The sequence below is a fragment of the Microbacterium sp. NPDC077184 genome (assembly GCF_040687055.1).
Lineage (GTDB): Bacteria > Actinomycetota > Actinomycetes > Actinomycetales > Microbacteriaceae > Microbacterium.
Window position 1 is genome coordinate 155,344 of sequence record NZ_JBFBMM010000007.1, and the last position, 14,252, is coordinate 169,595.

A 14,252-nucleotide genomic window follows, 5' to 3' on the forward strand; every position below is an offset into this window, starting at 1 on the left:
GCTAGGAGGAATGGTCGAAGGGGCGGAGGACGAACGCCGAACCGGAGCGGCCGCGTCGGGTGCTCCGCCTGGCGTTGAGCAGAACACCGGCGAGCATCACGGCCAGGAGGAGGCCTCCCGCGATCACGAATGCATCCGCGCCGAGACCGCCGGTCAATGGCAGCGTGGGGCCCATGACGGACGCATTGACGAAGCGATAGACGACGCTTCCGCCGGCGGGCGGCGCCGTGATCGTCCGGTCGGCAACGGGAACCCACTCCGCACCCTCGAGCCGCTCGAGCCGCAGCGTCTGGTATGCCAGTCGCGTACCGGGCACCGTGGGCGCCTCGGAGAGGGTGTACTCGTGGCCGGGACGCACCTCGAACGTGCTCGCCGGGTTGCCGGCGGCGTCGTACGTCGCCCCGACGCGATTCTGCACCGGAAGAGTCGCGCCGGGCAGGATCGCCGGCGTCGCCGTGATCGTCCACGTCGATGCCTGGAATCCCGGGCTCGGCGTGATGACGTCCTTCAGCAGCGTCATTCTCGCCGTGGCGTTCGTCACCGTGCAGGTCACTGCAGCTCCGGTACGCACGGTCACATCCCCCTCGGGGGTGACCGCGACCTCGGCGCCCGTGGATTCGGCGCACCGCCACGTGCCGACCTGGACGTACGTCGCCGACCCGCCCGATTCGCTGAGACGGTAAGGACGCCCCGGAGTGACCGGCACATTCGTCGTCGCCGCGACGCCGGTTGCTCCGGCGGGCCCCGCCAGCGCGCCCTGGGGCGCCTGCGCCGAGAGCCGCCAGCCCGTCGGTGCCGCGGTTCCGAACGAGACGGACTTCACCAGAGTGAGGGTCGTGATGGGCTGGTTCACCAGGGTGCAGGCCACCGTGGCGGAGGGGGCGATCCCCGGGAGGGACGCCGACACGAGACCGCCGGCCGCGGTGAAGGATGCCGGGACCGTCGCCCCGTTGACGGTGCACGCTCCGCTCACGAACGTGAACCCCGTCTGCTGCACCTCGGAGACGACCAGCGTCGCGCGGGAGGACGCGGAACCGAAGAGCACGGTCCAGACGGCGTTGCCCGACGCGTCGCTGTTCTGACGCGGAGCTTCGCTCGGCAGCACGGAGAAGGTACCGGTCGTCGCGGTGCCCGCGACACCAAGACTCCACCCGCGCGCCGCTGCGCTCTGACCCGTCGCCGGATCCAGGACGCGTTTGGTGATCGTGACGGTCGCGACAGGGCTCGGAGAGTTGAAGAAGGTGCACACGACGTTGGCGCCGAGACGATCGGGCATCGTGAAGCTCGCCGAAGTGGCCGTCGTGTCGACGATGCGCACCCCGTCCGTCCAGCATTCCAACCGAACGGTGTAGGCGCCGATCACGGACGCAGAACCCGCCGCCATCGCTTCCGACACGGTCAACGGCGTGTTGACACGCGCGGGGAAGGGACCCACCTGGGCGGCCTGTCGACCCGTCGCCGATCCGGTGGTCGTCGCCGTACCGACCGTGCCGCTGTCGCCGGAGAGCGTAAGAGTGAACTGGTCGGCGGCGGCGGCGCGCCCCACCACGTTCTTCAGCACGGTGACGGTGCCCGGCGAGGTGCAGGTGGCCAAGTCCGTGGAGGCGAAGTCCACGCGCGGGGAACCGGCGATCCGGGTCCATGTGGTGGGGTCGAACTCGTAGGTGCTGGTGTTGCTGGACACGTACGCCGTGCCGCGCGGCGAGAAGGCGAGCCCGTTGGCGTTACCGAAGGCCGGGGAGGCGTCGAGGCCCGTCAGGGCGCGCGGCGTGGAGGTGCTGACGGCAAGGGTTCCGCCGTTCGCGGTCGCGAGGGTCTGCGCGGACACCGTGAAGATCGCGACGCTGCTGGAGTTGTTGACTGTCGCCGCACCGAGGACGTAGAGATTCCCCCGGGAGTCGAAGGCGATGTCTCCGTTGCCGTTCGGCGCCGCACCGGCGTTGAACGACCCGACGTAGGCGAAGCGACTCGCAGCAGGGTTGGATTCCGTGAAGCTCCACAGGTGGAACGACCCGGCATTGAACTTGCCGAACAGGTAGCGGCCCGTAGAGAGGTCGACCGCGCCGGCCACGAGACTGCCCGGGACGGCGGCGCCGCCGGCGCCGACCGTGGTGTACGTGGAGCTCGGAATCGTCTCGAACCCGCCGGCGGAGGACCATTTGAGGATCGACAGCACGTTGGCGGCATCCCCCGAACGGTTCAGAGCGTAGGCGAACGCTCCCCCGGCCCCCACGCCGAGGGAGTTCGCCCCCGTGACGTTCGACCACGACCCGACCGTCGCCTGCCCCCCGCCGACGGCGTCGCCCTGGATCAGGGCTCCGTTCGTCGTCACGCCGTAGAACAATCCGCTGTCGCACGCGAGCTGCGGCTGCTGGAGGGTGTTGCGGAACGTGCAGACGATCTCCGCGCCCTCGTCCTCCGGAATGGTGATCGAACCCGACCGCGACGCACCCGCCGCGACGACCGTGCCGTCCAGCGCGCACTCGTAGGAGCTGGCGTAGCCGAGGGCAGGCCCGGAGGCCGGTGTCTCATTGATCGTGTAGGTCTGACCGGCGGTGACGATCAGTCGCGAGACCTGTGCGGGCTGCACGCCGGTCGCCGATCCGGTCGTGGTGGCGGACGCGAGCACCGTCGAGCCGCTCCGCACCGAGAGGGTGAACTGATCCGTCGAGGACGCCCGAGCCGGGAGATCCTTGCGCACGGTGAGTCGGCTGGCGGGGGTCGACGTGAGCGAGGCCGCCTGGGGCGGGTTCAGAACGGTGACGACGTCGTCCGGGGTGTTGGTGAAGGAGCCCTCCGCCGTCGCGACGACGTCGACCGTCACCGTGCAGGAGGCCGTTCCCGAGCCCAGGTCCCCTCCCGCGACGGCGACGGTCCCCGCCCCCGCACTCGCGGTGACGGTGAAGGCGGTCCCTGCGACCTGCGTGCAGCTCCCACCCACGGCGGGAGTCGGAGCGACGACGACGCCCGTCGGAAGGGTGTTCGTGAACGACCAGTCGGTCTTCGCGATGAGATCGTCCGTGTTGGTCACGGTGTAGGTGAGCGTCGACGGCGTGCCCTCGGGGACGCTGTCGGGGCTGAAGGACCAGTCCAGCGTGGGGGTGACATCCAGCACACGCAGGTTGTCGATGCCGAATCCGCTGCCGGTACCGGTGACGGTGTTGGTCAGGCGGATGCGCGCGGCCTCGATCTGCGTCGGTGACAGCAGGGCGGCGGACGAGCCCGTGAAGGTGGCCGCGCGGGCGGACGCACTGAGAACGGGATCCGTCCCGCCGCCGGAACGCTCCAGTGCCGGCGTCGACGTGTAGAACACCGGCCCCGTCGTCGTGCAAGGGTTCACGGCTGTCGGGAACGCGCTCAGAAGCGTCGTCGATCCGGCGAACAGACTGAGGGACAGCGCGGGGTTGTTCGCTCCGCACGGAGCGCCCGCCGCGTCGAAGCGGAGTGTGTAGTAGCGACCGCCGTCGGCCGAGATCCCGAGGGGTGATCCGCTCTCCAGCACCGTCGTCTGTCCGGTCGTCACCGCAGTGTAGGGGCGCGCGACGAGAGCGTGATTCGCACGCGTCTGCGCGCTCGAACTGGTCGTCGGCGCCGTGGAGGCGGTACCCCCGACCGCGCCGGCGTTCAGCTGGCCCAGCACATCGGCGAGGCGCCGGACTTCGCGGGCGGACACGGTGCTCGCACCCTGGCTGGGGCAGAACTGCACATTCGGGTAAGCCGCCGTGTAGTTCACGAGAACGCCCGTGCAGTTCGCTCCCGACCGCCATCCGACGGACGCGGTGTAGCGCCCGCCCGCATACGTCGCGATCCCCGAGGCCGCCGTCGTGCCGAGTCCCTGCTCGAAGGTTTCGGTCCACACCTCGACCGGGTCGGCGGGGATGCCGGCGGCGAAGATCGACACGGCCGATCGGCTCTCGGGATCGGGGAGCGAGACCTCGTCCGGGGCCGCGTTCACGCTCTTCGTCCGTGGCGCAACCGGCGCGGTGGACTCGGGAGCCGACGGCGCCGACGACACCGTCGGGGATGTCGTCGGACTCTCGGCCGGCGCGGGGGTCTCGGCGGCCTCCCCGGGCGCGGGCGTCTCGGTCGGCGACGGCGCCGATGGTTCACCCGCGGTGGGTGAGGGCACCGGCGATTCGGTCGGACCCGGTGACGGAGCCTCCTGCGGTGAGGATACGGCGCCTGCTCCGACGACCGTGCCTGCTTCCGCCGCGGTCGCGATCCCCGTGCCGAAGCCGCTCAACAACCCGAGGACCAGAGCGACGAGGGCGATCGAGGCGATCCACGAACGGCGCCACCCGGACCGGGGGCGAGCAGGGGGGAGTTTTTGCGCAATCATGTGAGTCCAGGACAGGGACGAACCAAAGGCTCTCTCCCTAGGCGGGCGCCATGTGCGCACGTTCTCAGCATGTACACATGTGATCGTTTCGGCTCAAAGTAAATGAATCCAAAGTCCAAAAGCAACCCCGAGTCGAAAGTGGCAGACCCTGTCGGAAGCCCGCGCGCTTAACACCCGCGAAATCCGGGCCTGATTCACTCGGGGAGTCCCCGATCCGGCATCCGTGGAAGGAAGGCGCATGGACATCACCTCCGTCACCTCCTACCGCTTCGCGCGCACCCGGGACGACCTCGCCCTCGCCCCCGGCGAGCGCATCCTCGCAGGCGGGACGTGGCTCATGAGCGAGCCCCAACCCGACGTCACGGGATTCGTCGACATCACCCGCATGGACTGGCCCGACCTCGAAGTGCACCCCGGTGGCCTGCGCATCGCCGCGACCTGCACCATCCGCCGATTCGTCGACTTCTCCCGCGAATCGCTCGAGCGCCGCGACCCGACCTGGCCCGCCCTCGCCGCGGTGACGGATGCCGCGCACGCGCTCCTGATGTCGTTCAAGGTGTGGAACACCGCCACCGTCGGCGGCAACGTCTGCCAGTCGTTCACCGCCGCCGCGATGGTCTCCCTCCTCACCGCCCTCGACGCCGACGCGATCATCTGGACCCCCGACGGCGGGGAACGCCGGCAGCCCGTCGCGGACTTCGTCACCGGCCAGATGACGAACACCCTCGCACCCGGGGAAGTCCTCCGCGCCATCGACGTCCCGGCATCCGCCCTGGAAGCGACGGTGTCGTTCCACAAGATGGCCCTCGCCGAACTCGGCCGATCCGGCATCGTCGTCGTCGGCCGCCGCGACACCGACGGCGCCACGACCGTCGCCGTGACGGCATCCACCCTCACGCCGCACGTCTTCGCGTACGACACCCTCCCCGACCCGGTGCTGCTCGCCACCGACGTCCGGAGCCCCGCCGACTTCTTCACCGACGCCCTCGGCGACGCCGACTGGCGGCGCGAGATCACCGCCGTCCTCGCCGAACGCGTCCGCCGCGACCTGAAGGAACGCCGATGAGACTCACCGTCGACGGCCGCGAATGGGAGGGCGACGCCGCACCCGGCCAGTGCCTCCGCACCCTCCTCCGCTCCACCGGGACCATCTCGGTCAAGAAGGGCTGCGACGCCGGGGACTGCGGCGCGTGCGCGGTCATCCTCGACGGCGAACCCGTGCACTCCTGCATCATCCCCGCGGCGCGCGTCGACGGATCCGTCGTCACCACCGCCGCCGGCCTCGCCCCCGCTGATGAGCTGCATCCGGTGCAAGAGGAGCTCGTGGCCCGCTTCGGCTTCCAGTGCGGTTTCTGCACCCCCGGTATGGCCGTCACCGCCTCCACCCTGACGCCCGACGATCTCCCCGACCTCGACCGCCGCATGAAGGGGAGCCTCTGCCGCTGCACGGGCTACCGCCCCATCCGCGACGCGATCGAGGCCTCCGTCGGGGGCTGCGCGTCGACGCTCGGCGCCGTTCGCGAGACCGGGAGTGCCGTCCCCGAGACCGGGAGCGCGACCGGGGGGATCGGCACCTCGGTCATCCCGGAGGCGGCCCGCCGCATCGTCCAGGGCCTCGAGCCCTTCACCCTCGACACCGGCACCCACGACGCCGGCGGCCACGACAGCGGCCTCGCCCAGCCACCCGTCGACACCCTCGTCCTCCGCGTCGTCGGATCCCCGCACGCCCACGCCCGCATCGTCTCGATCGACACCCGCGCGGCCCTCGCCGTTCCGGGCGTCGTCGCCGTCCTCACCCACGAGGACGCCCCCGCCACGCGCTTCTCCACAGGCCGCCACGAGCACCGCGAAGACGACCCCGACGACACCCGCGTCCTCGACGACGTCGTCCGCCACATCGGACAGCGCGTCGCCGCGGTCGTCGCCGAGACCGCCGCGGCGGCGGATGCCGCGGCCCGCCTCGTCCGCATCGAGTACGACGTACTCCCGGCGGTGTTCGATCCCGAACAGGCGCGCACCCCCGGTGCCCCGCTCCTCCACCCCGACCGCACCACCGAGGACCGCGTCTTCGAGGCCGGTCGCAACGTCATCGCGTCCATGCACGACACCACCGGGGACGTCGATGCCGCTCTGGCCGCGAGCTCCGCCGTCGTCTCCGGCGAGTGGCAGAACTCCCGTGTCATCCACGCGCAGCTGGAGACCCACGCGAGCGTCGGCTGGCTCGACGACGACGGACGGGTCGTGATCCGCTCCTCCACCCAGGTGCCCTTCCTCACGCGGGACGAACTCGCCCACGTCTTCGACATGCCGCGGGAGCGCGTGCGCGTGTTCGCCGCGCGCGTCGGCGGCGGTTTCGGCGGCAAGCAGGAGATCTTCACCGAAGACCTCGTGATGCTCGCCGTCCTCCGCGCCGGCCGGCCCGTGACCTACGAGTTCTCGCGCACCGAGCAGTTCACGCGCTCCGCGCTCCGGCATCCGATGCGCGTGCGGGTCACCCTCGGCGCGGACGCCGACGGCACGCTCACCGCGATGAGCCTCGACGTCCTGAGCGACACCGGCGCCTACGGCAACCACGCGATCGGCGTCATGTTCCACGGCGTCGCCGAGTCGACGACCGTGTACCGCGTTCCGCACCGCCGCATCGACGCCGAAGTGGTGTACACGAACAACGTCCCCTCCGGCGCGTTCCGCGGCTACGGGCTCGGCCAGGTGATGCTCGGCGTCGAATCGGCGATGGACATGCTCGCCGAACGCCTCGACATCGACCCGTTCGAGCTCCGCCGCCGCAACGTCATCCGCGCCGACGACCGCCTCCACCCCGACGACGATCCCTACGAAGAAGACCTGGTCATCGGAAGTTACGGACTCGACCAGTGCCTCGACCTCGCGCAGAACGCCCTGCGGCGCGGTGACGGCGCCACCGCCCCCGACGGCTGGCTCGTCGGGGAGGGCATGGCGCTGGCGATGATCGCGACGATGGCCCCGCGCGGGCACGTCTCCCGCGCCCGCGTCTCGCTCCGCCCCGACGGCGACTACGTCCTGCGCGTCGGCACCGCCGAGTTCGGCAACGGCACGACGACCGTCCTCCGCCAGATCGCGGCATCCGTCCTCCACGCCCCGTTCTCGCGGCTGCGTCTGTGGAACGCCGACACGGATGCCGTCGAGCACGACACCGGCGCCTTCGCCTCGACCGGCATCACCGTCGCCGGAAAGGCCCTCACGGCCGCCTGCCACGCCCTCGCCGAACGGATGCGCACCCTCGCCGCGGAGATCGCGGGCGTCGAGGTCGCCGACGCGACCCTCACCGACGCGGGCGTCTCGACCCCGGCGGGCGTCGTGTCGTTCGCCGACGTCGTCGCCCGCGCCGGAGACGACGAGCGCGACGAGAACGGCCTGTTCGCGCTCGGCGGCGAGGACGGCGACCTCCGGTCGGTCGCGTTCAACGTCCACGCGGTGCGCGTCGCGGTCGAGCCGGAGACCGGTTCGGTGCGGATCCTCCAGTCCGTGCAGTCAGCGGATGCCGGCACCGTCATCAACCCCGCCCAGCTCCGCGGTCAGATCGAGGGCGGTGTCGCGCAGGGCGTGGGCAGCGCGCTCTACGAAGAGGTCCTCGTCGAGGACGGGCGCGTGCAGAACCCGATGTTCCGGCTGTACCGCGTGCCGCAGTTCGCCGACGTCCCCGAGACCGAGATCCTCCTCGCCGACACCTCCGACCGGGTCGGTCCGTTCGGGGCGAAGTCGATGAGCGAGTCGCCCTACAACCCCGTCGCCCCCGCGATCGGCAACGCCATCTCGCGCGCGCTCGGCGCCCGGGTCTTCCACCAGCCCTTCACCCGGCAGCGCGTCTGGCGCGCCGCGCAGGGCGCCCCGACCCCCACCCCCTCGGAGTAGCCATGTCGCTTGCCACCACCTTCACCATGAGCCTTCCCGACTGGCTCGTCGCCGAGATCGACGATCTGCCCGAGACCCTCCCGACCCTCGAGGACCGGATGGCGCTGGTCAACCGTCTCGCCGACCGGAACTGGCGCGAAGGCAACGGCGGACCGTTCGCCGCGATCGTCGTCGACGAGGCGACCGGTGCCCTCGTCTCCGTCGGGGTCAACGTCGTGCTCTCCACCGGGGTCACCTCCGGCCACGCCGAGGTGATGGCGCTCGGGCTCGCTCAGGCCGCCCTCGGCCGCTGGGACCTCGGCGCCGGCGCCGAGCTGTCGCTCGTGGTCAACTGGCGCCCCTGCGTGCAGTGCTACGGCGCGACGATGTGGAGCGGCATCCGTCATCTGGTCGTCGCCGGATCCGGACCCGAGCTCGAAGAGCTGAGCGGCTTCGACGAGGGCCCCATGGTCGCCGACTGGGCCGACCAGTTCGCCGCGCGCGGGATCCGCGTGACGGAGGACATCCTCCGCGACGACGCGCTCGAGGTGTATCGCGCGTACGGCGCAAGCGACGCCGTGGTCTACAACGCCCGCGGCGAGAGCTGAGGCCCGGGGCCCGTGTCGTCGGTCCCGTCGAACCGAGAGCTCACCACGCCTGCTTGACCACGAGCAGCCGGAAGGGCGCGCCGTCCGCCGACCACCACCGGTGCGACGTCCCCCCGGGTGAGGAGACCGACGCCCCGGGCTCGAGATCGTGCACGTGCCCGTCGAGCTCGATGCGCACGCGACCGGCGAGGACGTAGACGAACTCGTCCTCCGCGTGCACGAAGTGCTCGCCCGGTTCGACCGCGTCGCCGGAGATCTCCATCGGCCGGAATGTGCCAGGGCGATGCGCGAGCATCCGCGCGGTGCCGGAGGCGAACCCCTCGGGCACCGCGCCGGAATCCGGACCCACCACCTGCACGGCGGGCGTCGTGTCGGCATCCTCGTCCGCGGCGGCGATGATCTCGATCGGACTGGTCTCGAGCGCGATCGCGAGGCGCCGAAGCGACCCGAGGCTCGGCTGCGCGAGCCCGCGCTCGAGCTGGCTCAGGAACGGATGCGACAGCTCGATCCGCTCCGCCAGCTGCACGAGCGTGAGCCCGCGCGCGTGCCGCAGCCGCCGCACGTGCGCGCCGAGCCGTCGCGCGGCGGCGGCATCGTCGGTGATCGTGGAATCGCTCATCGACGCGCGTCCCCGCCTCAGCCGGGAAGCGGCACGTCGTGGGCGGCGGCGTACTCCTCGACCGCCGCGACATAGGCCGCCCGACGGGCCGGCGTGATCCACGACACCTCGAACGAGTTGATCGCCAGCTGCACGAGGTCGGTGTGCGAGAGCCCCGCCTGCTCGGCGAGCGCGACGTAGTTGTCGCCGACGTACGCCCCGAAGTAGGCGGGATCGTCGGAGTTGATCGTGACGCGCACCCCCTCGCGGAGGAGCCCCACGATCTCGTCGGACTTCATCTGCTCGGTCACGAACGAGTTCGACACCGGGCACGTCGTGAAGCCGAGACCGCGTTCCTTCGCGATCGCGACCAGCGCGGGGTCCTCGACGATGTTGGTGCCGTGGTCGATGCGGTCGACGCCCACCTCGTCGATGACGGCGCGGATGTTGTCGATCGATCCGACCTGATCGATGTCGCAGTGCATCGTGAGGAAGAACCCCTCGGCCTTGGCGCGCGCGAAGACCGCCGCGAACTTCCCGGGCGGGTTGTCGCGCTCGTCCGAATCGAGACCGACGCCGACGATCCACCGGCGGTAGGGCAGCGCCTCCATGAGCGTGGCCATGGCGTATTCGGCGGAGAAGTCCCGCAGGAAGCAGAGGATGAGCTCCGCGGTGATGCCCAGCTCGTCCGCCGCGCGGACGGCCGCTCGACGGTAGCCGCCGATGACGTTCTCGAACGGCACGCCGCGGCTCGTGTGCGCCTGCGGGTCGAAGAACATCTCGGCGTGCACGACACCCTGCGCCTTCGCCCGGACGAGGTACTCCCACGCGAGGTCGTGGAAGTCGTCCGCGGTCTGCAGCACCTCCATCGCGGGGTAGTAGATCGCGAGGAAGCTCGTGAGGTCGGTGAAGTCGTAGCTCGCTCGGATCTCCTCCACGCTCGTGTGCGGCAACGTGATGCCGTTCCGCTCGGCGAGGGCGAACTTCAGCTCGGGCTCGAGCGTGCCCTCGAGGTGCAGGTGGAGTTCGGCCTTGGGGAGGCCGAGGGCGAAGTCGCGGAGCGCAACGGTCATGAGGGAGTCCTTTCGTGAGGTCTCGGGCGGCGTGGGTGCGTCGACCATCACGCCCGGTCGGCCATGCCCATGCGGGCGAGGGCGACCGACTCGACGATCTGCACGAGGTTGTAGAGGATCAGAGCGGATGCCGTCACGAGGACCACCGCGGTCCAGACGGCGGAGAACTGGGCCTGCGCGACATAGCCTCCCACAGCGCCCCCGATCCCGCCGCCGACGGCGAGCCACTCCGCGAGCAGCGCACCGGTGATCGCACCGGGAACGGAGATGCGGACCGCCGCGAAGAACTCCGGGAGGGAGCTCGGCAGCGCGATCTTGTGCAGGCGCGTCCAGGAGGTCCCGCCGTAAACGGTGACGAGGTCGTTCATCTGGGGGGATGCCGACTTCAGGCCGAAGACGATCGTCACAAGCGCCGGGAAGAAGACCACGATGCCGCCGATGACGGCGATCGAGGCGAAGTCCCGCCCGAAGATGAGGATGATCACCGGCGCCATCGCGACCAGCGGCACCGACCGCAGCAGCATCGCCAGCGGCATGAGGGCGTGCTCGATGCCCTTGCTGAGCTGGAAGAGGATCGCCACGACGAGGGCCGCGAGGAGACCGGCGGCGAATCCGACGGTGGCGTGACCGAGGGTCACGGCGAGCTGGCCGAACAGGCGCTCCCGATTGTCTGCAGCGGCGGGGACGGTGAAGAGGAACTCGAACACCTCCACCGGCCCCTTGCCGACGTAGGGCGAGATCCCGAAGACCCAGAGCGACCCGACCCAGAGCACGACGACCGCGACGATGGTCAGGACGAAGGTGAGGACGCTCCGGCCGAGCGCCCGCAGCGTCGAGCGCCGCACCTCCCGGCGGACCTCCGCGTTGAGAGCGGCGGTCCGGTCGGTGTCGACGGATGCCGGAGCGGACAGGGTGGCGGTCATCGCGCACCTCCTCGAGACCAGGGCGCGACCGTGCGCGCGACGAGACCGAGCAGGGCGTATCCGGCGAGCGCGACCGCACCGGAGACCAGGGCGATGTCCCACACCCGGGGCGCGTTCAGCGCCTGCTGGGCCGCGATCATCGCCGGGCCGACCCCGACGGTGATCTTTCCGAAGAACTCTCCCAGCACCGCGCCGAGGAAGGCGGCGGGCACCGCGATCTGCAGGGCGTTGAGCGTCGCGGGGAGGGCGGCGATGAGCCGCACCTTCCGCAGCTGAGTGAGTTTCGATCCGCCGTACACGGTGATGACGTCGAGGCTCGCCTTGTCGGCGGCCTTGAGCCCGAGGAGCGCCCCGACCACCGTGGTGAAGAAGCAGCTGAGCGCGGCGAGGAAGATCGCGGTGACCGACGGCTCGCCGGCGCCCGGGATCGGGGCGATGACGACGAGGAGGAGACCGAGGGCGACGATCGGCACGCAGTAGGTGATGATCGCGATCTGCATCACCACGCCCTCCAGGCGCGGGACGACCAGGACGAGCGCGGCGAGGACGAGGGCGAGCCCGTTGCCCCACAGATACCCGATGCCGGCCTCGGTGAGGGTGACGGAGAAGTTCCGGAGGTAGAACTCCCACCCCGTGGCGAAGAACTCCGCGATCACCTGCGGCGGCGTGGGGATCGCCTGCACACCCCCGGGCCCCACGTTCGAGAACACGGTGGCGGCGAGGATCCACCACAGCGCGATGATCCCGACGCCACCGATGAGCCCGGTGACCCAGGCGGGAAGACGCACGTCCTCCCACTGGATCACCCGGGAGCGGGTCGGGGTCTCAGTGGTCATCCGCCGCAGCCCCTCCGACGCCGAAGAGGAGCTCCTGCGCCTCGTCGACGTACGCGTGGAACTCGGGGCTCCGCATGAGATCGGGCGTCCGCGGACGCGGCAGGTCGATCGTCATGACGTGCTTCACGCGACCCGGGCGCGGACTCATCACCGCGACCTGATCGGAGAGGAAGATCGCCTCGCTGATGCCGTGGGTGACCAGCAGCGTCGTCGCGGGTTTCTCGGTCCAGATCCGCAGGAGCTCGAGGTTGAGCTTCTGCCGGGTCATGTCGTCGAGCGCACCGAAGGGCTCGTCGAAGAGCAGGACCGAGGGCTTCATGATGAGCGAGCGGGCGATCGACACGCGCTGGCGCATCCCGCCCGACAGCTGCGCGGGCTTGGCCTTCTCGAAGCCCTTCAGCCCCACCAGCGCGATCATCTCGGAGACGTACTCCTTGTCGACCGACTTTCCCGCCACCTCGAACGGCAGCTGGATGTTGGACTGCACGCTCCGCCACGGAAGGAGCGCAGCATCCTGGAAGGCGATCCCCAGCTCATTGCCGCGGCGGAGCTCCTTCGGGCTCTTGCCGTCGACACGGGTGGTGCCGCTGGTGGGATCTTCGAGCCCGGCGAGGATGCGGAGGATCGTGGACTTGCCGCATCCGGACGGCCCCAGCAGCGCCAGGAACGTGCCCTGGTCGGTGTGGAGGTTCGCGTCCTGCAGCGCCACGACACTCTTGCGTCCGACGGTGAAGACCTTGTTCAGCTCGGTGATCTGCAGGCCGGTGCCCAGGGTCGTCCCCTGGGCACCGGTCTGGGTGGCCGTTTCGGTCACGGTATCGACTCCAGAATGGATCTCTTGGTACGAGGGCTCAGCCCGCGTAGTCGAGGAGGTCCGGGTTCTCTTCGTAGACCTCGGCCAGGAGGCTGAGATCGAACAGGTCGGCGGCCTCGAGCTCGATGCCGGCGCCGGCGAGGCTCTCGATCGTGAGGGCCTGCAGCTCCTCCGAGATCGTGAACAGGCCGTTGGCCTCGGTCTCCTCGGAGACGACCAGTTCGTTCTGCGCGAGCGAGCCCGCGAGCGTCTTCTCGGGGTCGAGGTCGAGGTCGGTGCCGTACACCTCGAGGGCGAGGTCCGCACCGCCCTGCGGGTCGGCGAGCGCGTCGGTCCAGCCGCGGAGCTCGGCGACGAGGAAGGCCTTCAGCATCTCGCGGTTGCTCGCGATCTGCTCGTCGTTGACGGTGAAGGTCTCGGCGACGAACGGCAGTCCGTTCTGGGCGAAGGGGAGGTTGGTGGTCTCCAGGCCCATCATCGCCACGGTGATCGCCTCGTTGGTGATGTACGAGACGAAGCCGTCGACCTCGCCGTTCACCAGCGGCGCCGGGTCGTACTGGACCGGGACGACGGTGAGCTCGGACGGGTCGATGTCGTTCGCGGCCAGCAGCGCGTTGAAGAGCGACGTGTTGGAGTCCTGGACGCCGATCCGCTTGCCGATGAGGTCTTCGGGGGTGGCGATGTCACCGCCGTCCGCGAGGGACAGGATCGTGAAGGGGTTCGCCTGGAACGTCGCGCCGATGATCTTCAGCGGGGCGCCCTCGCTGGCGACGGCCGAGCCGATGGAGACCGAGTCGCTGAGGGCGATGTCGGCGGTTCCGCCGAGGAGCTCGGCGACACCGGTCGAGGGGCCGGGGACGAGGTTCACCGAGCTGAAGCCGGCCTCCTCGAAGTAGCCGTTGGTGTCGGCGAAGTACTCTCCGGCGAACTCCTCGTTGAGGATCCAGCTGAGCTGCAGCGTCAGGTCGCCGTAGCCCTCGGCGGCATCCGAGGAGTCGCCGGCCGGAGCCGTGGTGTCGCCGGAGCCGCTGGCGCAGGCGCTGAGGGCGAGCGCGCTGACGGCGATGCCGGCCAGAGCCGCAGCGGCGCGCGAGACGCGGCGGGAAGAAAGGGATGTCATGTGATCTCCAGTCAGAGGGGGGTGCTCGGGTGTACGCGCCCGCCCTGGGCCTCGACGGGGTGCGTGAGAGC

The 14,252-nt window shown here is 70.4% G+C and carries 10 protein-coding genes; 3 read left to right on the forward strand and 7 right to left on the reverse strand.

The annotated features are described in order from the left end of the window. Position 1: 1 nt before the first annotated feature. Positions 2 to 3,955, reverse strand: a complete 3,954-nt coding sequence (locus AB0O93_RS13450) for a hypothetical protein (protein ID WP_363344157.1) — start codon at positions 3,953 to 3,955, stop codon at positions 2 to 4. Between the two features lie 622 nt (positions 3,956 to 4,577). On the opposite strand from AB0O93_RS13450, the gene AB0O93_RS13455 reads away from it, so the two are divergent. Genes AB0O93_RS13455 through AB0O93_RS13465 form a run of 3 tightly spaced genes read left to right on the forward strand, consistent with a single transcriptional unit; the run spans position 4,578 to position 8,817 of the window. Next, positions 4,578 to 5,405: an FAD binding domain-containing protein gene (locus tag AB0O93_RS13455; protein ID WP_363344159.1), complete on the forward strand. Its 828-nt coding sequence runs from the start codon at positions 4,578 to 4,580 to the stop codon at positions 5,403 to 5,405. Beyond that, entirely contained in the window at positions 5,402 to 8,230 is a 2,829-nt protein-coding gene (locus tag AB0O93_RS13460) for a molybdopterin cofactor-binding domain-containing protein (RefSeq protein ID WP_363344161.1), read from the forward strand. The genes AB0O93_RS13455 and AB0O93_RS13460 overlap by 4 nt, the downstream gene beginning before the upstream one ends. 2 nt (positions 8,231 to 8,232) lie before the next feature. After that, a complete protein-coding gene (locus tag AB0O93_RS13465) occupies positions 8,233 to 8,817 on the forward strand; it encodes a nucleoside deaminase (RefSeq protein ID WP_363344163.1) in 585 nt (194 codons plus the stop codon). Positions 8,818 to 8,857: 40 nt separating this feature from the next. Here the strand turns inward: AB0O93_RS13465 and AB0O93_RS13470 are convergent, their stop codons facing one another. The 6 genes from AB0O93_RS13470 to AB0O93_RS13495 are packed head-to-tail and all read right to left on the reverse strand — an operon-like array spanning position 8,858 to position 14,181. Beyond that, positions 8,858 to 9,436, reverse strand: a complete 579-nt coding sequence (locus AB0O93_RS13470) for a helix-turn-helix transcriptional regulator (RefSeq protein WP_363344165.1) — start codon at positions 9,434 to 9,436, stop codon at positions 8,858 to 8,860. A gap of 17 nt (positions 9,437 to 9,453) precedes the next feature. Next, positions 9,454 to 10,488, reverse strand: a complete 1,035-nt coding sequence (gene add / locus AB0O93_RS13475; protein ID WP_363344167.1) for an adenosine deaminase — start codon at positions 10,486 to 10,488, stop codon at positions 9,454 to 9,456. Between the two features lie 47 nt (positions 10,489 to 10,535). Beyond that, the gene (locus AB0O93_RS13480) at positions 10,536 to 11,411 is read right to left on the reverse strand and encodes an ABC transporter permease subunit (RefSeq protein ID WP_363344169.1); all 876 of its coding nucleotides are present in this window, start codon (positions 11,409 to 11,411) and stop codon (positions 10,536 to 10,538) included. Further along, positions 11,408 to 12,247 (reverse strand): ABC transporter permease subunit, encoded by an 840-nt coding sequence (locus AB0O93_RS13485; RefSeq protein WP_363344171.1) that lies wholly within the window; start codon positions 12,245 to 12,247, stop codon positions 11,408 to 11,410. The genes AB0O93_RS13480 and AB0O93_RS13485 overlap by 4 nt, the downstream gene beginning before the upstream one ends. Then, positions 12,237 to 13,061, reverse strand: coding sequence for an ABC transporter ATP-binding protein (locus tag AB0O93_RS13490; protein WP_363344173.1), 825 nt, complete (start codon positions 13,059 to 13,061; stop codon positions 12,237 to 12,239). Before AB0O93_RS13490 ends, AB0O93_RS13485 begins: the two co-directional genes overlap by 11 nt. 37 nt (positions 13,062 to 13,098) lie before the next feature. Further along, on the reverse strand, positions 13,099 to 14,181 hold the full coding sequence (locus AB0O93_RS13495; RefSeq protein WP_363344175.1) for an ABC transporter substrate-binding protein: 1,083 nt from the start codon (positions 14,179 to 14,181) through the stop codon (positions 13,099 to 13,101). Positions 14,182 to 14,252 lie beyond the last annotated feature (71 nt).